At 74.9% G+C, this 18,812-nt stretch carries 10 protein-coding genes; 2 read left to right on the forward strand and 8 right to left on the reverse strand.

All coding sequences use genetic code 11. The features are described from left to right. Nucleotides 1–4: 4 nt before the first annotated feature. Both ACFFXY_RS17180 and ACFFXY_RS17185 read left to right on the forward strand, forming a co-directional pair. Nucleotides 5–637: a phosphatase PAP2 family protein gene (locus ACFFXY_RS17180; RefSeq protein ID WP_382353092.1), complete on the forward strand. Its 633-nt coding sequence runs from the start codon at nt 5–7 to the stop codon at nt 635–637. Then, entirely contained in the window at nt 634–2,208 is a 1,575-nt protein-coding gene (locus ACFFXY_RS17185; protein WP_382353095.1) for a phospholipase D-like domain-containing protein, read from the forward strand. The genes ACFFXY_RS17180 and ACFFXY_RS17185 overlap by 4 nt, the downstream gene beginning before the upstream one ends. Here the strand turns inward: ACFFXY_RS17185 and ACFFXY_RS17190 are convergent. The 8 genes from ACFFXY_RS17190 to ACFFXY_RS17225 form a co-directional block, all read right to left on the reverse strand. After that, nucleotides 2,146–4,266 carry an NACHT domain-containing protein gene (locus ACFFXY_RS17190; RefSeq protein ID WP_382353098.1) on the reverse strand — a complete coding sequence of 707 codons (2,121 nt, stop codon included), beginning with the start codon at nt 4,264–4,266 and terminating at the stop codon, nt 2,146–2,148. The two genes, ACFFXY_RS17185 and ACFFXY_RS17190, sit on opposite strands and share 63 nt — an antisense overlap. A gap of 143 nt (nt 4,267–4,409) precedes the next feature. Next, on the reverse strand, nt 4,410–5,543 hold the full coding sequence (locus ACFFXY_RS17195) for an NAD(P)-dependent malic enzyme (RefSeq protein WP_382355477.1): 1,134 nt from the start codon (nt 5,541–5,543) through the stop codon (nt 4,410–4,412). A 129-nt stretch (nt 5,544–5,672) separates the two neighbouring features. After that, nucleotides 5,673–7,607 carry a YehQ family protein gene (locus ACFFXY_RS17200; protein ID WP_382353101.1) on the reverse strand — a complete coding sequence of 645 codons (1,935 nt, stop codon included), beginning with the start codon at nt 7,605–7,607 and terminating at the stop codon, nt 5,673–5,675. Beyond that, complete coding sequence (locus ACFFXY_RS17205; RefSeq protein ID WP_382353104.1) at nt 7,604–8,740, reverse strand: VWA domain-containing protein; 1,137 nt, start codon at nt 8,738–8,740, stop codon at nt 7,604–7,606. The genes ACFFXY_RS17200 and ACFFXY_RS17205 overlap by 4 nt, the downstream gene beginning before the upstream one ends. Then, on the reverse strand, nt 8,737–11,007 hold the full coding sequence (locus ACFFXY_RS17210) for a DUF5682 family protein (RefSeq protein ID WP_382353107.1): 2,271 nt from the start codon (nt 11,005–11,007) through the stop codon (nt 8,737–8,739). The genes ACFFXY_RS17205 and ACFFXY_RS17210 overlap by 4 nt, the downstream gene beginning before the upstream one ends. Then, nucleotides 11,004–12,089, reverse strand: a complete 1,086-nt coding sequence (locus ACFFXY_RS17215) for an ATP-binding protein (protein ID WP_382353110.1) — start codon at nt 12,087–12,089, stop codon at nt 11,004–11,006. Before ACFFXY_RS17215 ends, ACFFXY_RS17210 begins: the two co-directional genes overlap by 4 nt. A 10-nt stretch (nt 12,090–12,099) precedes the next feature. Next, a complete protein-coding gene (locus tag ACFFXY_RS17220) occupies nt 12,100–15,228 on the reverse strand; it encodes a DUF4132 domain-containing protein (protein ID WP_382353112.1) in 3,129 nt (1,042 codons plus the stop codon). 256 nt (nt 15,229–15,484) lie between these two features. Next, complete coding sequence (locus tag ACFFXY_RS17225) at nt 15,485–18,808, reverse strand: DUF4132 domain-containing protein (RefSeq protein ID WP_382353115.1); 3,324 nt, start codon at nt 18,806–18,808, stop codon at nt 15,485–15,487. Nucleotides 18,809–18,812 lie beyond the last annotated feature (4 nt).

Raw genomic sequence — 18,812 nt, forward strand, 5'->3', positions numbered from 1 at the left:
CACGATGACCGCTCACCCCCTCCGGACCCGGCGCGAGGTCCTGTTCGCGCTCGGGTTCGCCCTCGTCCTCGGCGGGCTCTACTCCTGCTACGGGGCCCTGAACCACGGCCCCGCCGACTGGATCCCGCGCACGCCGCTGGACGAGCACATCCCGTTCGTGCCCGCGTTCGCGATCCCGTACCTCTCGGCGTTCCTCCTCGCGGTCCTCACCGCGGTCGCGTTCGCCCGCAAGGACGCGGACCTGGCGCTGAGCACGCTGCTCGCGGGGATCGTCCTGCTGCTCATCGCGTACGCGTGCTACCTGACGTTGCAGACCTATGTGGAGCGCCCGACGGAGATCGGGGAGGGGTTCCTGCCGGACCTGGTGCGGTTCGTGTACGGCAACGACGAGCCGTACAACGCCTTCCCGAGCCTGCACACCGGGTTCTCCACGGTGTTCGCGATCCACTGGCTCCGCTACGGCGGCAAGGCGGGCGCGCTCTGCACGGCGTGGTGCGCGCTCATCGTGCTCTCGACGCTGTTCATGCACCAGCACTACGTCGCCGACCTCGCCGCGGGCATCGCGGCCGGGACGATCGCCTCGCTCATCTCCTGGCGCGCAAGGGGACTGTGGGCCGCGAAGGCGCCAGCCGAGTGAACCCCGCCGCCGCGCAGGGGCCGCGCCCGACCGGCGGGAACGCCGTGGAGTTCTTGATCGACAACGAGGACGCGTGGGGGCGCCTGGCCGAGGCCGTCGGGTCCGCGCGCGAGTCCGTGCGGTGCCTGCTGTTCATGCTCGACCTTCCGCACGTGCGCATGGGCTTCGGCGGGCCCGTCGAGGGCAGGCGCGGCGCGCCCGGGAGCGTCAGGCTGGAGGAGCGGCTCGCGCAGGCAGCCGCGAACGGCGCCGAGGTGAGCGTCCTGCTCAACCACGTGCTCCCGGCCTGGTCCCCCGCGAACACCTCGCGGCAGGTCGAGCGGTACTTCAAGCGGTGCGGAGCGCAGGTCCGGACCAGGCGGCTGCGCACCCCGCAGGCCGTCCCCGTCCACGCCAAGCTGTTCGTGGTCGACGGGCGCACCGCGTTCTCGATCGGCTCGATCTTCGCGCAGGAGTACTTCGACGGGACCGGGCACCTCGTGGACGACCCGCGGCGCGGGCACCTGCGCTGGCGCAGTTCGGTCCTCGCGCCGACGCACGACGTGAGCGCGGTCGTGCGCGGCCCCGCGGTCGCCGACCTCGACGCCGCGTTCGGGCTCCACTGGGCCCACGCCGGACCCGCCGACCTCCCGCCGGCCGAGCCGCCCGAACCCGCGGGGACGCTCCAGGTCCAGGTGACCCGCACCCTCCACGGGGCGCGGTACCGGGGCCTGCCGCAGGGCGAGACCGGGATCTTCGAGTCGTACCGGCGGGCACTGGAACGGGCCGGGGACTTCGTGTACCTGGAGAACCAGTACCTGACGTCGGTGGAGGTCGCCGACGCCGTCGCGGCGGCGCTGCGCGGCAACGAGGCGTTGCAAGTGATCGCGCTGCTCAACTCCCGGCCCGACATCCCCGGGTACCCGCGGTGGCAGCGCGACGCGCTCCACCGGCTGTTCCGCAAGGCCGGGGACGCCGCGGAGCGGCTCGGGGTGTTCACCGCGTGGAGCCACCAGGGCCGCTCGGTGATCCGCACCCACATCCACTCCAAAGTGGCCGTCGCGGACGACGCGTGGGCCACCGTCGGTTCGGCGAACCTGGACGGGCTCTCGCAGCTCGCGTCCGAGCACCAGGCGCGGGCCTCATGGCCGATGCGGCTGGGCGGCAGGCTCATCGGGGCGTTCGGGTCCGGCGCGGACGGCGACGCGCGGGCCACGGAGGTGAACCTGTCGATCGCCGACTTCGACGGGACCGGGGCGGCGACCACGGGCGCGCAGATCGCGGCGCTGCGGCGGCGGCTGTGGGCCGAGCACCTCGGGCTCGGCGCCGAGGAGCTGCGGGAGCGGCCCGCGGGCGGGTGGCTCGCCCTGTGGCGCGAGCGCGCGGAGGCCAAGCGGCGCATGCTCGTCGAAGCGCCGGACCGGCCCGTGCCGTGCCGGGTCCTGCCGTTCCCCGGGGACGCGGGCGGGTTCCCGGACGGGACCCAGGACTCCGCGGTGTACCTGCGCGAGCTCGGGATCGACCCCGCGTCACTCGACCTCAGGAAGCGCCTGCGCTCCTTCTCGTTCACCGCGGGGGCGTGGCAGAACTGACGCGGGCGTCCACGCCTCGATCGCCGCGGCCACGCTCTCGTGCCGGAACACGTACGCGCCCCCGGCCTGGCGGCGCAGCACGCCGCGCTGGTGGGCCTCTTCGAGGAACCGCATGACGTGCCACGGCAGGTGCCCGCGCGGCGCGAGCGCGAGCACCGCGAGTCCGAGATGGACGAACGCGGCCGCGCCCGCCTTGCCGCCCTGGAGGGCGAAGAACCACTGGAGGCCGTAGAGCGTCGCGCCCGCGAGGGCCGCGGTGACGCCGAAGGCCGCGCCCAGGCGCCAGTCGCCGGACACGAGGAGGCCGACGAGGAACGCGGGGAGGCCGTAGGCGGCGCCGAAGACGTAGCCGACGCGCAGGTCGCGGCGGAGCAGGAGCCGGGGGTTGGTGGCGGTGGGCTCGGCGTCGGGGGCGACCATCGCGTACATGGCGGCGATGGGGACGGCGAACGCGAAGCCGACGATGGGCCCGCGGGTCACGCCGACCATGGCGATCCCGGCGACGGTGGCGAAGATGAAGATGGGGACGCCGCTCTTCAGGGCGGCCATGAGGTGCTGTCCGTCCACTTGCACCTGCGTCTCGGCGGGGGCGGGCGGCTGGTTGCGGTAGCAGGCGGTGCCGAGGGCGACGGCGGCGACGAGGCCGAGGAAGACGGCGAGCGCGAGGGTGGCGGGGGTGCCGATGCCGGTGCGGGCGAACCCGATCGCGGCGCCGGTGAACACGGACGCGAAGCTCAGGCCCGCGCCGACGGCGCACGCGGCGATGCGGGTGGCGCGGCGGGCGAGGAGGGAGAGCCGCCACCAGCGGACGGGTTCGCGCTCGCCGCCGCGGGCGGTGCCGCGGGCGATGGAGGCGAGCCAGCGCATGGCGTCCTCGCGGGCGACGCGGCCCTTGCGGCGGTCCTCCTCGTCGGGGGCGAGGGCGAAGCGGGAGGGCGCGAACTCGCGCAGGACGTGGGCTTTGAGGGCCTCGGGGCCGTCGAAGGCGGTGACGCGGGCGGGATCGGCCAGGTCGCTCGTGCCGTCGAAGACCTTGGGGGCCAGGGAGAGGACGAGGGGCGTGGCGAGGGCGTCGGCGAGGGGGCCGCCGGTGTCGAGGGCGGCGAATACGGGGTCCCAGCGGGGGCGTTCGCGGCCGGTGAGCGCGGCTTCGAGGTAGAGGCGGATCTGCTCGGTGTCGAGGCGCTGGAGCTCGATGACGACGGCGTCGGAGCGGCGGGCGTGCCGTTCGGCCTCCCAGTACTCGGCGCGGCGGGAGGAGACGACGACGCCGGGGAGGTGCCGTGAGCCCTTGACGGCCTCGATGAGGGCGGCGCGGGAGTGGACGGCGGTGCGCGGGGCCTTGGCGGGGGCCTCGTCGAGGGCGTCGAGGACGGGCAGGATGAGGCCGCCGCGGACGAGGCGGCGGGGCAGGTCGCGGCCGTGCTCGTCGGCGCCGAGCCACGCGTGCTGGTCGGCGAGGCGGCGCACGAGCCAGTCTTCGAGGCTCTTGTCGGGGTCCCAGTCGGCGAGGGGGAAGAGGACGGGGACGGGGGCGTCGGAGTCCTTCGGGCGGGCGGCGAGGAGCGCGAGGGTCAGGTTGACCATGGAGGCGGTCTTGCCGGACTCGGGGTCGCCGAGGACGACGAGGGTGTGGTGGTCGGTCTGGTCGTAGAGCTCGACGAGTTCGGAGAGGCTGCCGGTCTGGTCGCCCCAGGCCCCGCCGCGGCCGGGCGCGGTGCGCCAGCGGACGTCGATGAGGGCGTGGGCGCCGGGGGCGAGGTCGAGGCGGACGGCCTCGGCGGACCACTCCTCCTCGACGGCTCCGGCGAGGAGGACGAGGGAGTCGTGGAGGTCGGCGCGGTCCTCGGCGGCGCGCGGGGCGGTGCGGCGGCGCAGGAGGCCGCGGAGGCCGATGACGGCGCCGGGGACGACGAGGGCGACGGCGATGAGGATGCGGAGGGTGAGGTTGCCCTGGAAGAGGGGTTCGGCGGCGGGCAGGACGAGGGGGATCGCGACGACGGCGAGGAGGCCGGTGGAGACGCGGGTGCGCAGGTTCGGGGGTTTGGGCTCCGCCACTGCTCGTCTCCTTCCGGGGAGGGTTCAGTGCGGCATCGGGGGCACGTCCTCGCAGTATGACAGCTCGCGGCCACCCTGTGTTCCCTTGCGTCCGAACGGGGGAACGGCCCGGCGGAGGCCGCCGGGCCGTTCGTTCCGGTGGTTCAGGCCGCGGCCTTGACGGCGGCGGCGACCGCGGGGGCCACCCGCGGGTCGAGCGGGGAGGGGACGATGCGGTCGGCGGCGAGGTCGTCGGCGGCGATGTCGGCGATGGCCTGGGCCGCGGCGAGTTTCATCGCCTCGGTGATCTCGGCGGCGCCGGCGTCGAGGGCGCCGCGGAAGATCCCCGGGAACGCGAGGACGTTGTTGATCTGGTTCGGGTAGTCGCTGCGGCCGGTGGCGACGATAGCGGCGTGCTTGAGCGCGGTCTCGGGGGCGACCTCCGGGGTCGGGTTCGCGAGGGCGAACACGATCGCGTCGTCGGCCATGCCTTCCAGCGCGGACTCTGGGATCGTGCCGCCGGAGACGCCGACGAGGACGTCGGCGCCGCGGAGGGCCTCGGTGACGTCGCCGCGGCGGCCCTCGCGGTTGGTGGCGGCGGCGAGGCGGGCCTTCACGGAGTTGAAGCGGCCGCGTCCTTCGTGGATGATGCCGGTGGAGTCGCAGACGACGACGTCGCCGACGCCGGCCTCGGTGAGGATCTTGGTGATGGCGACGCCCGCGGCCCCGGCGCCGACGACGGTGACCGTGAGGTCGGCGGCGCGGCGGTCCTGGAGGCGCAGGGCGTTGGTGAGCGCGGCGAGGACGACGACGGCGGTGCCGTGCTGGTCGTCGTGGAACACCGGGATGTCGAGGAGGGCCTTGAGGCGGTCCTCGATGTCGAAGCAGCGCGGCGCGGCGATGTCCTCCAGGTTGATGCCGCCGAAGGACGGCGCGATGGCGGCGACGGCCGCGACGATCTCGTCGGGGTCCTTGGTGTCCAGGCAGATCGGGACGGCGTCCACGTCGGCGAACTGGCGGAACAGCGCGGCCTTGCCCTCCATGACGGGCAGGGACGCGGCGGGGCCGATGTCGCCGAGGCCGAGGACGGCGGTGCCGTCGGTGACCACGGCGACGAGGTTGGAGCGCCAGGTGTGCGTGCGGGCCAGGGACTCGTCGGCGGCGATGGCCTCGCACACGCGGGCCACGCCGGGCGTGTAGGCGACGGAGAGGTCCTCGCGGCTGTCGAGGGGGACGGTGGTCGAGGTGCGGAGCTTGCCGCCGCGGTGGGCGAGGAAGATCGGGTCTTGCAGGTCGATCACAGTGTGTGGCACGGAAAGCCTCATTGCTTTGCTTCGTGGTGGATCGCCGACTCTGCGGAGGGGACGGTTGGTCCCGGTGGTGTCCGAGTGGCTGGTGTTGTGGCTGGGGATCTTCCCAAGAGACGGCTAGTGTAGCTCAGCGGTGACCAGCATCCGGACGGCGGCGGCGGTCCAGGCGGCGCTCTTCGCGGCCTCGTCCTCGTTCCCCAACGCTTTGGACAGGTGCACGAAATCCGTTGCGGCCCTTTGGAGCCCGACCCGGTTCAGGGCCGAGGCGGCGGCCTCGACGCGGACCCGGGAGGGCTCGCGGGAGCGGCGCAGGCCCTGGTGCGCCAGGTCCGCGCACACCGCGATCGCGTCCTCGATCGCCGCCGAGACCGGCTCGGCGGCCGCGGACTCCCCCGCGGCTTCCAGCTCCGCGGAGTCGTCGCCGGGGGCCAGGTCGGGGACGACCGGGCCGTCGGGGGTGAGGATCGCGGTCGGCTCGACGATGAGCTCCCCGCGGTGGCGGTGGACGTGCCCGGCGACCGCGAGCGGGCCCGCGTTCAGGGCCTGCTCGGCGGCTTCGAGCGCGCCGGGCGCGGCCGAGGTGTGCGCGACCAGGACCCGGGCGGTGCCGCCGTCGGGGCCGGTGACCAGCGCGTGGAGGCGCTGCGAGGCGGGGTCGTAGCCGAGGAGCTCGGTGGACTCGACGGCGAGGACGCGCAGCGACTCGGCGGCCACGCGGGCGCGCACCAGCGCGGGCGGGCGCTCCCCCAGTTCGGCGGCGAGCGCGTCGAGGTCGGTGGCGCGCAACGTGGCCGGGAGGTCGTTCCAGGCGAGGCCGAGCGGGAGGACCTGGGTCTTGGCGAGGCGGCCGGTCCCGAGTTTGAGGGCGCGGGCGGCGGTGCGGGTGGCGGCCTCGGTGACGGTGTTCCCGGCCGCGAGGGAGCCGATGCGGCACCCGGCGAGGCGGCGGGCGGCCACGTCGGCGCCGGTGACCTGCTCGTTCTCGGGGATCGGCCAGTCGCGGCGGATGGAGAGGACCATGCCGGTCTCGGGCTGCGCGAGGTACAGCTCCAGGGTGCGGCGGTCCCCTTCGGTGCCGACGCGCGCGCCGAGCCCGGTGAGGCGCACCAGGGTCAGCGGGGTCGCGTCCGCCTCCTCGGAGCCGAGGACGTGCGCGGCGGGGGTGCCGGTGGGGTGGGCGGCGGCCCTGGCACGGGCGGGGATCTCGGCGAGGAGCACGGCGAGGCGGTGCGGGTCGTAGGCCGCGGAGCGGTCCTCGTAGCGCTGCAACTGGTCGATGAGGTCGTTGACCGCCCCCGCGGGCCAGTGGGCGCGGCGGCGGGTCAGGGCCTTGGACTCGCGCTGGAGGGCCGCGCGCAGGACCGCGTCGGCCCCGGCCGCGCCGTCGAGGAGCACCTGGTGGACCAGGTGCACCGATTCGGCGAGGGTCTCGGCGGGGTCCGAGCCGCCGACGCTGACGGTGGCCGCGCCGGCCTCGGCTTCGCGGAATGCCCAGACGGCGAGGACGATCGCGGCGTCGCGGGCGGGGCCGGTGGCGTCGGAGTGGGCGTAGCCGACGTCGCCGGGGACGAGGAACTTGACGGTGGCCGCCGGGAGCTCCGCGGTCGCGTGCTGGTCGGGGCCGGGCCAGGTGAGGCGGGCGGTGTACCCGGCCTTGCGGGTGGCCTCGGCGGCCTTGAACGCGTGCGGGCCGAACGCGGCGCGGAGCTGGTCGTCGGTGATGACCGCGGGGGTCTTCACGGGCCCGGCGTCGGCGGGGACCGCTTCGGCGGCGGGGGCGGCCTCCTGCTCGCGCTGGTAGGCGAGGACCGCGCCGACGCGGTGGCGGCACTTGCCGGGGGCCCCGCAGGAGCAGGTGGCCGCTTCGAGGCCGCCTTCGGCGGGGAGCACGGCGGTGGCGCCGTCGGGGAAGACCGCGGTGAGCGCGCCGTCGGCGAGGGCCAGCTCCGGGACGGTCCCGGCGTCGAGGTCCTTCGCGGCGCGCTTGACGAGGCCGCGGTTGGCAAGGGCCGCCAGCGCGTCCGGGGTGAGGGCAAGGAGGTCGTCTCTCACGTGCCGAGCCTTTCCGCTACGAATTCGACCAGGTGGGAGGGGGTCATGGCGCCGATGTGGGCGCCGACGTCGGACATTCGCTTGGCGAGGTTGCGGTCGTAGGAGGGGTTCGCCTCCTCGTCGAGCGCGGCGAGGCCGAGGAACTGGGTGCCCTGCTCGCACAGCTGCTTCGTGGTGTGGACGAGCCGCGCCTCGCTGCCGCCCTCGTAGAAGTCGGTGATGAGCGCGACGATCGAGCGGCGCGGGTTCTCGATGAGCCCGGCCGCGTAGTCCACGGCCTTGGCGATGTCGGTGCCGCCGCCGAGCTGGACCTTCATGAGCAGCTCCACGGGGTCGTCCACTTCGGAGGTCATGTCCACGACGGAGGTGTCGAACGCGACGAGATGGGTCTTCAGGCCCGGCAGGGCGTACAGGCACGCGGCCGTCACCGCGGAGTGGATGACCGAGCTGGTCATCGAGCCGGACTGGTCCACCAGGAGCACGAGCTGCCACTGCTCCAGGCGCTTGGAGGTGCGCGAGTGGAAGTGGGGCCGCTCGATGGAGACCTGGCGGTCCTCGGGGCTGTAGTGCTTCAGGTTGGCCTTGAGGGTGCGCTTGAGGTCGAAGTCGCGGGCGCGGCGGTGGAAGCTGGGCTTGCGGCTGCGGCTGCCGGTGAAGACCGTGCGCACCTGCACCGAGAGCTTCTCCACGAGCTGGCGCACGACCTCCTCGACAATGCGCCTGGCGGCGTTGAGGACCGCGGGGTTCATCAGGTGCTTGGTCTGGAGCACCGCCTTGAGCAGCGCCGGGTTCGGCTCGATCCGGGCCAGCACGTCGGGGTCGGTGAGCACGTCGTTGATCTGGTAGCGCTCGATCGCGTCGCGTTCGAGCCGCTCGATCGTCTCCTTGGGGAACAGCCGGTGAATGTTGTCCAGCCAGTCCACAGTGGTCACGATGGAGGGCTCGTCGCCGCCATGGCGGTCCGCGCCGCGCGCGCCGCCGCGGCGCACGTCGCGCTTGCCGAGGTCCTCGTCCCGGCCGTACAGCCAGTCCAGGGCGGCGTCGCGGCCCGCGTTCTCCCGGCTCAGGCCGCCGGTGCTGCGCTCGGCGGCCGGGCCGAGGATGAGCCGCCAGCGTTCGAGGTCCGCGCTCATGAAGTCTCCGTTCGGAAGTCGAGGTTCTCGCGGGCGAGGACGGCCTCCACGCGCGCTTCGAGCGCGAGCGAGCCCGCGACGGTCACCGGGTCGACCTCCAGGCGCGCGGTCAGGGACGCGGCGTCGCCGCCGCCCTGGAGCGACACGACCCGCTCGGCGATGAGGCCCCGCTCGCGCGGCGGGAACATCGCGAACGCGCCGCGCAGCGCCGGGAGCGCTTCGAGGAACTCGGCCTCGTTCAGGTCCCCCACGAGCTCGTCCACGGCGGCGATGACGCCCTCGTCCTCGGCCACCACCTCCTCGCGGGCGAGCGAGAACAGCCCGGCGAGCCAGTCGCCGAGGCGGTCGGGCGCGGCCTCCGCCTCGGCCGCCGCGGCGGCCTCGGCCGGGGCCCCCAGGGCCCACGCGAGCCCGAGGGCCGCGCCGCGCAGGTCCGGCGGGGCCTGCGGGTCGAGCGCGATCCGGTCGGCCGCACCGGTCACCGTGCCCGCGGCCGGGGCGAGCCCCGGGGCGTGGCGCACCGCGTCGCGCAGCGCCACGAGCGCGCGCAGGCGGCCCGGCTCGGCGGGCCCGGGCGGGGCGTGGAGCCCCTCCACCAGCCACAGGATGCGGTCGCAGCACGAGGAGACGACCGAGCCGTACAGGTCGCTCCCGGCCGTGCCGAACAGGTGGTCGTGGCGCCACAGCGCGAGCGCCACGGCGAGCGCCTGGCCCACGGCGGCGACGTCGCTGGAGTCGGCCACGGCCGCCTCCACCGCGGCGCCGAGCCGGTCGGTCAGGTGCGCGCGGCCGCACAGGGCCGCGTCGAAGAGGATGGAGGCCAGGGCTTCCAGGGCGCCGTCGCGGTCGAGGCGGTGCTCCAGGACGGTCTGAGCCGCGTCGCCGAGGGTCGCGCCGAGCGCGCCCGCCTCGATGAGCGCGGGCAGCCGCTCCTCGCCGGGGCGGAGCGTCCAGTGCTCCTCGGCGGTGACGTCGGCGCCCGCGGCCGGGCCGTCGTCCCGGCGGACCCCGGGGACGCTCAGCAGCCGCAGGCAGTGCAGGACCCGGCTGCGTTCGAGGTCGGCGGGGCGCGCGAGGTCCAGGCGCAGCGAGCCGTCCTTGTCGAGCCCGAGGCGCTCCATCTCGGCCTGCGCGTCCGCGACGAGCGGCGGCGCGGGCGTGTCGGGGTGGAGGCGGCCCACGCGCTCGCCGGTGAGGGCCGCGGTCATCTCCACGACCACCGGATGCGTTCCGGCCGTGAGGGTCCCGCGCCGCGTCCACGGCAGCGGGGCTTCGAGGTCGTCGCTGATGAGCGCGCTCGCGAGGCCGTCGAGGAGGTCGGTGCGGCCCGGCACGCGGTGCCCGCGCAGCCGCGCGAGCCCGTCGGTGAGCGCCCTGGCCCCGATGAGATCCGAAGTGGAGACGTGGAGTCCCTTGCCGCGCAGGCGGGTCGTGATCCGCTCCATGAGCGCGCCCGCCGCGACGACGGGGCCGTCCTCCCACAGGCGCTGGTAGAACTCCGGCGAGGGCATCCCGGACTGGTAGCCCGCGAACGCGTCGAGGCGCCGGAACGAGTACGGGACGAGGAACCCGCCGACCTCGGTGCCCTCGGGCGGGCGCGGCACATCGGGGGCCGCGGTCTCGCCCTCGGCGGCGAGGCGGCGCAGCGCGGGCGCGTGGAAGCCGCCGCACACCACCAGGACCGGGCCGTCGGTGTCCGCCAGCGCGGCCCTGATCCACTGGGCCATGTGGGCTTCGCGGACCGTGTCGGTGCCGTTCGCGTCGGCTTCGCCGCGGACCAGGTCGAAGTAGTGGTCGAGGCGCTCGGCGAGGCCCTCGGGCTCGGCGTTCTCGACCAGGTGGTCCCACAGGGCGTCCTGGTTGTCGGCGCTGAACGCGGCGCAGAGCCGGTCGGTGGCCTCGGTGTAGCGGCGCTCGGCGTCGGAGTAGCGGTTCTCGACGCCGTCGAACGCGTCGTGCCAGGCGGGGAGGTCGATGAACTTGACGTCGGCGCCGATGCGGCGGCCCTCGGTGAGCGCGGTCCACTCGGGCGAGTAGTCGCACAGCGGGGTCCACGAGCGGCGCACGGAGGTGTCGGTGCTCGCATACGAGTAGATCGCCACGGGCAGTTCGTGTTCGAGCGCGAGCTCGCCGAGCCGGTCGTTGAAGTCGGCCGGGCCCTCGATGAGCACGGCCGCGGGCCGCAGCGCCTCGATCCGCTCGGCGACGAGGCGGGCGCAGGCGGGCGAGTGGTGCCGCACGCCCTGGACGTGGAGGCGGTCGGTCATCCGGGCAGCAGGTTCCGGGCCTGGTAGAGCGACTGCCAGTGCGGGCCCTTGCGCTTGGGGGCCTTCTGCTCCAGGTAGCGGCGCAGGCGCGCGAGGTCCTCGGTGGAGTCCTTGGCGGCGGCGCCGGCCATGCAGTCGACGATGTCGCCGGCCTCGGCGTTGCCGCCGCGCAGGTACCACGCCTTGATGCCCACGGCGTGGGCCACGGACACGGCTTCGGCGGTGGACATGACGGCCTGGGGGCGTCCGCCGTTGGCGTCGCCGACGCGCAGGTCGCGGAAGACCCGCACGAGCACTTCGAGGACGTCCCGGGAGGGGGCCTGGGGGACGCCGGAGCGGGCGAGCGCGTTGGCGGCCTCGTGCTCGACGAGGTCGAGTTCGGTCTTGAAGTCGGCGATGGGGAAGACGGTCTCGAAGTTGAAGCGGCGCTTGAGGGCCGCGCTCATCTCGTTGACGCCGCGGTCGCGGGTGTTGGCGGTGGCGATGATGTTGAAGCCCTCGCGGGCGAAGACCATGGAGTCGCCTTCGAGCTCGGGGATGGCGAGCACGCGGTCGGAGAGCGGGGACAGGAGCGAGTCCTGGACTTCGAGGGGGCAGCGGGTGATCTCCTCGAAGCGCACGACGCGGCCTTCGGACATGCCGCGCAGGAGGGGCGCGGGGACGAGGGCGCGCTGCGTGGGGCCTTCGGAGACGAGGAGGGAGTAGTTCCAGGAGTAGGCGATCTGGTCCTCGGTGGTGGAGGCGCCGCCCTGGATGGTGAGAGTGGAGTCGCCGGAGACGGCGGCGGCGATGAGCTCGGACAGGAGCGACTTCGCGGTGCCGGGCTCGCCGACGAGCATGAGGCCGCGGCTGGTGGCGAGGGTGACGAGGGCGCGGTCGATGAGCGAGGGGTCGCCGACGAACTTCTTGGCGATGCCGCGGGCCTCGTCGCCGCAGATGAACGTGCGGGCGGCCTGGAGGCTCAGGGCCCAGCCGGGCGGGCGGGGGGCGTCGTCCTCGGCGGCGAGCTTGGCGAGCTCGTCGGCGTAGCGCTGCTCGGCGGGGGGCCTCTGGAGGCGCGGTTCGGCGGTCTTGGCGGTCATCGTCTGCTTTCTAGTCGGTCGGGTCGGTGTGGCCGTTGAGGCGGGCCAGGAGTTCCGCGGCGGCCACCGGGTCGACGGCGCTCCCCGGAAGGGGGCGGGCCGCGTCGGGGCGGCGGTTGCGGTTGGTCTGGAGGCGGACGTTCGTGAGCGTGTGGACGACGGCCGGGTCGGGCTCGTGGCGGGCGGGTTCGGGGTCGACGTCGCCGAGGAGCCAGCCGCCGGGGACGGCGCGCTGGAGGCGCCAGACCCAGGCGTCGGAGGTGGCGAAGGAGGCGCGGGTCTGGGTCCAGCCGAGGCGGGCGCCGAGGTCGTGGAAGGTGCCGCGGTGGCCGTCGAAGCGGGTGAGGCGGCCGGTGGCGAGCTCGTCGGCGGTGAACCCGTCGCCGGGGCGGGAGAGCTGGTCGAACGGTTGCAGGAGTTCGTAGTCGGCGATGAGGGCGATCCAGGCGGGGGTGTCGTCGCCGAGGAGCGCGGGGTGGGCGAGGCGGATCGCGGCGGGGTCGGGGTGGAAGACGCGGTCGTGGACGTCGGCGAAGCCGCCGTCCTCGGCGATGCGGAAGCCGGTGCCGCCGGAGTGCCAGACGAGGCGGCGGGGGAAGACCCCGGCGATGGGGTGGGCGTCGAGGACGCGGAGGTCGTCGAGGGTGAAGACGCGGCCGGTGAGCATCGCGGCGCGGAGGCGCTCGGACTGCTCCTCGGCGGTGAGCTCGACGGCCTTGACGAGGGCCCGGTAGCGGGCCTGGCTCGCCTTGGCGAGGGCGGCGTCGTCGCGCTGGGCGGGTTTGGGGAGGGCCTTGCGGGGCTTGCCGTCGCCGTCGGTGAGGTGCGGGGTCAGGAGCCGGTCGAAGGTCACGTGGAAGCGCCTGGGGCCGTAGTCGAAGGTGAGGGCCTCGGGGTCGGTGATCCCGGCGTCGGGCAGGAGCCGGTCGGCGAGGCCGTCGTAGGTGAGGCCGCGGGCGGCGGCGAGGCGCTCGGCGTGCTCGCGGGCGCGCTCGGAGGCGGTGTTGGGGAACTTGAAGGACCGCTCGATGTCGCGCAGGGCGGTGAAGGCGGCCTCGGTGCCGATGTGGGCGAGGACGTCGAGGCCGGTGAGGGCGCGGTCGTGCTGGCTGCGGCCGGGCCATTCGGCGACGAGCGGGCCGAGGACGGCGGCGGTGGCGTCGTTCCCGAACGCGCCGAGCTGGTCGACGGCCCAGGAGTCCTTGCTGGGGGCGTCGGCGCGCAGCCACAGGTCGAACAGGGCGAGCGAGAAGCGTTGCAGGGACGCGGGGTCGCAGTGCTCGGCGTAGTCGTCGACGCCGGGGAACGGCAGTCGCGGCGTCCACAGTGCGAGGGCGGCGATGAGGTGGCGGACGGCCTCGGCGGGGAGCGCGGTGGCGGGGGGTGCGGTGGCGCTGCCGCGCAGCATGACCGGGGGGAGCATGGCGGGGTCGGCCCACGCGCCGGGGGTGACGGCGCCCGCGAGGGGGATGCGGGCGTCGGTGGCGAGGATCGCGGCGGTGCGGGGGCGGGCCTCGGCGGGCGCGGCGGCGAGGACGGCGGGGGTGCCGAGGCGGCGGGCGAGGTGGCGCAGGGCCGCTTCGCCGCCGTCGCGCAGGCGCTTGTCGGGGCCGAGGGCGCAGGGGACGAGGAACGGGACGGCGTGCTCGGCGTGGCGGTCGAGCCAGTCGGCGGCGTGGGTGCGCGCGGACTTGAGTCGCGCGAACCAGTCGGCGGCGAGCGCGGCGGCTTCGGCGCTGCGGATGGGGACGAGCGCGTACGCGTACTTGGGGGCGTCCTTGAGCTTCTTGAGGATCGCGGGGGACTCGGCGGCCCCGCCGCGGGCGAGGCGGCCGCGGAGGCGGTCGGCGAAGCCGAGGCCCAGTTCGGTGTCGGCGGCCCAGTACTCGGCCTCGTCCCATTCGCCGAAGGCCGGTTCGAGGGCGAGGGCGGCTTCGTGTTCGCCCGGGGCCCAGACGATCTCGACGGTGTCGGGGGCGGCGAGTCCGGGGAGGGGCTCGGGGGCGCGGCGGCGCCTGCGCTCGGCCCAGGGGGGCGCGGTGAGCGCGGGCGGGAGCGTGTCGGCGACGGCGGGGGCGGCTTCGGCGAGGAGCGCTTCGACGGCGGCGCGGTCGGTCTCGGGGAGGTCGGCGAGGACGTCGGCGAGGGGCACGTCCTCTTGGCGGAGGGCCCCGGCGAGGCGGAAGCGGTCGGCGTGGGCGGTGGTCGCGGCGAGGGCGGCGACGGCGCGCGCGAACCGGCGGGGGTGGAGGACGGCGGCCCGCTTGACGGCGGCGAGCGCGCCTGGCCGGTCGACGCGCTCGACGATGAGGAGCGCGGCGTCGTCGCTGGGGAGCAGGCTGATCGCGTCGAACAGGAGGGTCCGCTGGGCGAGGTCGAGGCTGCGCTGGTCGAGGGTCTTGACGAGCGCGGGGAGGATCGCGGAGCCGGTGCCCCGCACGAGTTCGGCGACGAGGTTCGGGCGGACCAGGTGCGCCGGGAGGCTGTGGAGGCGGAACGACTTCAGGTGCCCGGCGCTGGAGACCGAGCGGAGCACGGCGGCCTCGACGGCGGCGGTCCCGGCGTACCCGGATTGGATGTGGCGGGCGAGGCAGGCGGCGTCGACCCAGTCGGTCTGGCCGGGGAGCAGGACGGCGGCGGCGATGAGCTTGAGGACGGTGTCGCCGGTCTCGCGCGCGGCCTCGACGGCGCGGCCGTACTCCTCGTCCTCGGCGGCGGCGAGGAGGCCGCGCAGGAGCGGCAGGGCCCCTTGCGGGTCGGACCAGACGACGGTCCACTTGAGGCTGGAGAAGGACCCGGCGGCGACGGTGGGCAGGGAGTTCGGGGACCAGGTGCCGGGGGTGGTCCAGCTCGTGTCGAGGGCGAGGTCCTCCATGGCGGCGGCCACGGCGAACGGGAGGCCGTGGTCGGCGGCGAGGGCCGCGTACAGCTCCCGGTTGGCGGCGGAGTGCTCGCCGCCGGTCTCGAAGAGCGCGCCGCGGTAGTGGTCGTCGAAGCGGAGGATGCTGAGGACGGCCGCCGCGCCGAGGGGGCTCGGGTCGCCGTTGAGGTGGGCCAGCCCGGCGCGGCCCGCGGCCGGGTCGCAGTCGGGGTGTTCGAGGGCCGCGACGAGGTCGTCGCGGCGCTCGTTGCGGATCACCGCGGCCTTCTTCGGCGCCTCGGGGTCCGGCTCGACCGCTTCGCCCCTTCCGTCCCCGCGCCGGGGCAGCAGCCGACCCGTCCACTCGGCAGGAAGGATCAGTCGATCTTCTTGCGCTGCAACGGTTTCGGTCATTTCGGTCCTTCGCGGGGGGCGGTCGGTTCCCCAAGATCATAGAGACAGGGTGCGACATCCCCCCGAGGTCATCGCACCGTCGGCTGTTCGAGAGGGGAGAGGACCTCGGGGAGGACCGCGGTCACTCCTTGGCGGTGATCCGGGTGAGGGCCGCGAGGACCTCGGAGGCGGTCACCGGGTCGATGTCGGTGGGGTGGTTGGGTTCGGGGTTTCGGCCCGCGGCGGACCACCAGTAGTCCTCGGAGGCCATGAGGCGCACGCCCGAGAGGGTCTGGACCGGGTTCTCGGCGATCATGCCGACCCAGATGCCCGGGTCGAGGGCCACGGTGACGAACCCGCCGTTGGGGAGCGGGAAGTAGATGCCGGGTTCGACGCCGCCGTCCTCGGGCGAGGACCGGTGCCAGCCCTTGCTGGTGAGGCCGAGGAGCTTGCCGACCTCGACTTTCGCACCGTCGAAGCGGGCGAGGCTGCCGGTGGACAGCTCCTCCTCGGTGAACGCGAGGATCGGGCGGGAGAGCTGCTCGAAGGGTTGCAGGATCTCGTAGTCGGCGAGGATGCCGGCCCAGTCGGCGGCCCGCTCGCCCATGCGGATCGGGTGGTCGAGGCGGATCACGGCGTCCTCGGGGAGCTCGAACGCGTCGTCCTCCACGTCGGTGTAGGTGCGGTCCTCGGCGACGCGGAACGCGGTGGACATGCCGTTCGCTTCGGCGGACCACACGAGGCGGCGGGCGAGGTGCCAGGTGAGCGGGTGGCGCACGTAGTAGCGCTCGAACTCGTCGCGGGTCCAGGTGCGGCCGTTGATCATCGCCGCTTCGAGGCGCTGCACCTGGTCGGCGGAGACGGTGCGCAGCTCCTTCTTGAGGAGCGCGAACCGCTTGTAGGCGGCGTCGGCCCGCTCGGCGTCGTCCTTCGCGCCGGGCTTGGGGAGGCTCTTGCGGGGCTTGCCGGCCTCGTCGGTGACGAACGGCTTGAGCTGCTCGTCGAAGACGACGGTGAACCGGCGCGGCCCGTAGTCGAGGACGAGCGCGCCCTCCTCGCCGAGGCCGAAGTCCGGGAGGAGCCGGTCGGCGAGCTGCTCGCGGGTGAGGCCGAGGCTGTCGGCGATGCCTGCGATCTGGACGCGGGCCTCCTCCTTGAGCGCCTTGAACTTCACCTTCTCGGCAATGCCCTGGATGGCGCGCAGGGCCGCCTCGGAGCCGATCGCGCCGAGCACGCCGAGGCCGTTGACGGCCCGCTTGTGCTGCGCCTGGCCGGGCCATTCGCGCACGAGCGGGGCGAGGAGGCGCACGGTGTCGTCGTCGGCGAAGTGGGCGAGCTGGGTGAGCGCCCACCCGTCCTTGGAGGGCGACCCGGAGGACAGCCACAGGCGGAACAGGCCGCGGGAGAAACGGGTCAGGGACGCGCGGTCGCAGGCCGCGGCGGCCGCGTCGAGCCCCGCGTACGGGTAGTCCGGTGTGGACAGCGCGAGGACGGTGACGAGGTGGCGCACCGAGTCGGCCGGGAGCGCGCGGTCGCCCGCGGCGGTGAACACCTGCGGCAGGAGCCGCGGGGCGACCCACGCGCCGATCTTGGGGACCTTGACGCCGCGCGGCTCCAGCGGGTCGCCCGAGAGCAGTTCGGCGACCGCGGCGACGGCTTCGGGGCCGTACGGCTCGGCGGCGGCCGTGACCGCTTCGGTGCCGATGCGCAGCGCGATGTTCCACAGGGCCCCTTCGGCGTTGCCGCGGCGCTTCTTGTCCGGGCCGAGCGCGTCGGGGACGAGCAGGGCCGCGGCCGCGGCGCCGTGGCGCTCGAACCAGGCGACGGCCGAGGCGCGGGCGCCCTTGAGGCGGGCGTACCAGTCGGCGGCGAGGCGGGCGGCCTCGACGCTGAGGATCGGGACGAGCGCCTCGTGGTACGTCGGGTGCGAGCGCAGCGCGGTGACGACCTTGTCGGCGGCGAGCGGCCCGAACCGGCCGAGGACCACCTTGAGGTCGCCGGTCGTGTAGGGGCTGAACGAGCCGTCCCACTTCGCCAGCGCCTGGAGGGCGAAGGACGTGGGCGCGAAGGTGACCATGACGGAGTGGTTGTGGCGCACGGCCCCGCGGCCGACGCCGCCGCGGTCGAGCATCTTCTGCCAGTCGGCGTCGCTGTGGTTCCGGAAGTAGTCGTACTCGGGCTTCGACCACCGCTCGGCCTCCCCCGCGGCCCAGACGACCTGGGGCGCCGCGTCCGAGGCGACCTCGACGACGGCGGGCTTGCGCTTGGCGCGCTTGGCGGTCCACGGCGGGGCGGTGAGGATCGGGGGCAGGTCGGCGGGGTCGGCGTCGGGGATCGCGGGGGGCGCGAGGAGCGCGCTGATCGCGGCCGCGTCGTCGCCGGTGAGGGCCGCGCGGGCGTCGGCGGGGACGGCGTCGGCGACGGCGGCGAGGCGAGGCGCGAACTCGGGCGCGGCGGTGCGGGAGGCGGCGGCGACGACGCGCAGGACGCGGCCGGGGAAGCGCGCGGCGGCGGCGACCGCGACCTCGAAGACCTGGGCCTCGTCGAGGCGGGACACGAGGTGGGCCATGGCCTCGTCGGCGGGCACCAGGGCGATCGCGTCGAGGACGGTGCGCTTGGCGCCCGCGTCGAGCTGCTGGCGGCCGGTACTGATGAGGAACGGGAGCGCGGCGGTGCCGAGGTTGTCGAGGATCGCGGTCGCGGCGTACCGGCTGACCTGCCACTGGTCGAGCTTGGAGATGCCCGCGGCCGTGAGGAGTTCGGGGCGGTCGAGGTTGATCCACAGGAGCGGGTCGAAGTAGCCGTTCCCGCCGGCCTTGTACTCGCGGCAGGTCTCCTCGGCCCAGTCGAGGCGCTCGGGCATGAGGATCGTGGCGGCGAACCGCGTGACCGGGTCGGTGCGGTGCTCGGCGAGCTCGTCGGCGACGGCGGCGTACTCGTCGTCGGAGGCGGCGGCGAGGAGCGCGCGGAGGCGGCTGACGCCGCGGCTGTGCTCGGAGTAGAGCCGGTTCATCTCGGTGAGGCCCACCGGCCTGATCCTGCGGTCGGGCAGCGCGTCGGGCTTGTTCCAGCCGCCGGAGGGGTTCCACGCGTGGATGCCGAGGCGGACGGCGCACGCGGCGACGGCGAACGGGAGGCCGAAGTCCTGGACCCACGCGTCGAGTTCGGGCCGGAGCGTCGTCTCGCCGCCGCGGCGGTCCGACTGCTCGCTCAGGGCCGCGAGCGCCGCGGCCCCTGCGGGGTCGGGCTCGCCGTCGAGGTGGCGGATCGCCGCGGCGGCGTGCAACGTGTTCGCGCCGGGTCCGAACGCGGCCCGCAGGTCGGCGTCGCGGGACTTGAGGCGGCCGCGCACGAGCAGCGGGGCCTTGGGGTCGAGCTCCCCGGGCTCGCCGGGGCGCACGCCGCGGCGCGGCGGCAGCTCGGCGAGCCAGCTTTCGGGGATCTCAAGGCGGTCTTCGGAGGTCATGTGC

Origin of the sequence: Glycomyces mayteni (assembly GCF_042428885.1) — a bacterium.
Taxonomy (GTDB): domain Bacteria; phylum Actinomycetota; class Actinomycetes; order Mycobacteriales; family Micromonosporaceae; genus Glycomyces; species Glycomyces mayteni.

What these genes read in the sequence shown, in the direction of transcription:
- ACFFXY_RS17180 (WP_382353092.1), top strand. Translation starts at nt 5, where the DNA reads ATGACCGCTCACCCCCTCCGGACCCGGCGCGAGGTCCTGTTCGCGCTC.
- ACFFXY_RS17205 (WP_382353104.1), bottom strand. Translation starts at nt 8,740, where the DNA reads ATGAGCGCGGACCTCGAACGCTGGCGGCTCATCCTCGGCCCGGCCGCC.
- ACFFXY_RS17225 (WP_382353115.1), bottom strand. Translation starts at nt 18,808, where the DNA reads ATGACCTCCGAAGACCGCCTTGAGATCCCCGAAAGCTGGCTCGCCGAG.
- ACFFXY_RS17210 (WP_382353107.1), bottom strand. Translation starts at nt 11,007, where the DNA reads ATGACCGACCGCCTCCACGTCCAGGGCGTGCGGCACCACTCGCCCGCC.
- ACFFXY_RS17215 (WP_382353110.1), bottom strand. Translation starts at nt 12,089, where the DNA reads ATGACCGCCAAGACCGCCGAACCGCGCCTCCAGAGGCCCCCCGCCGAG.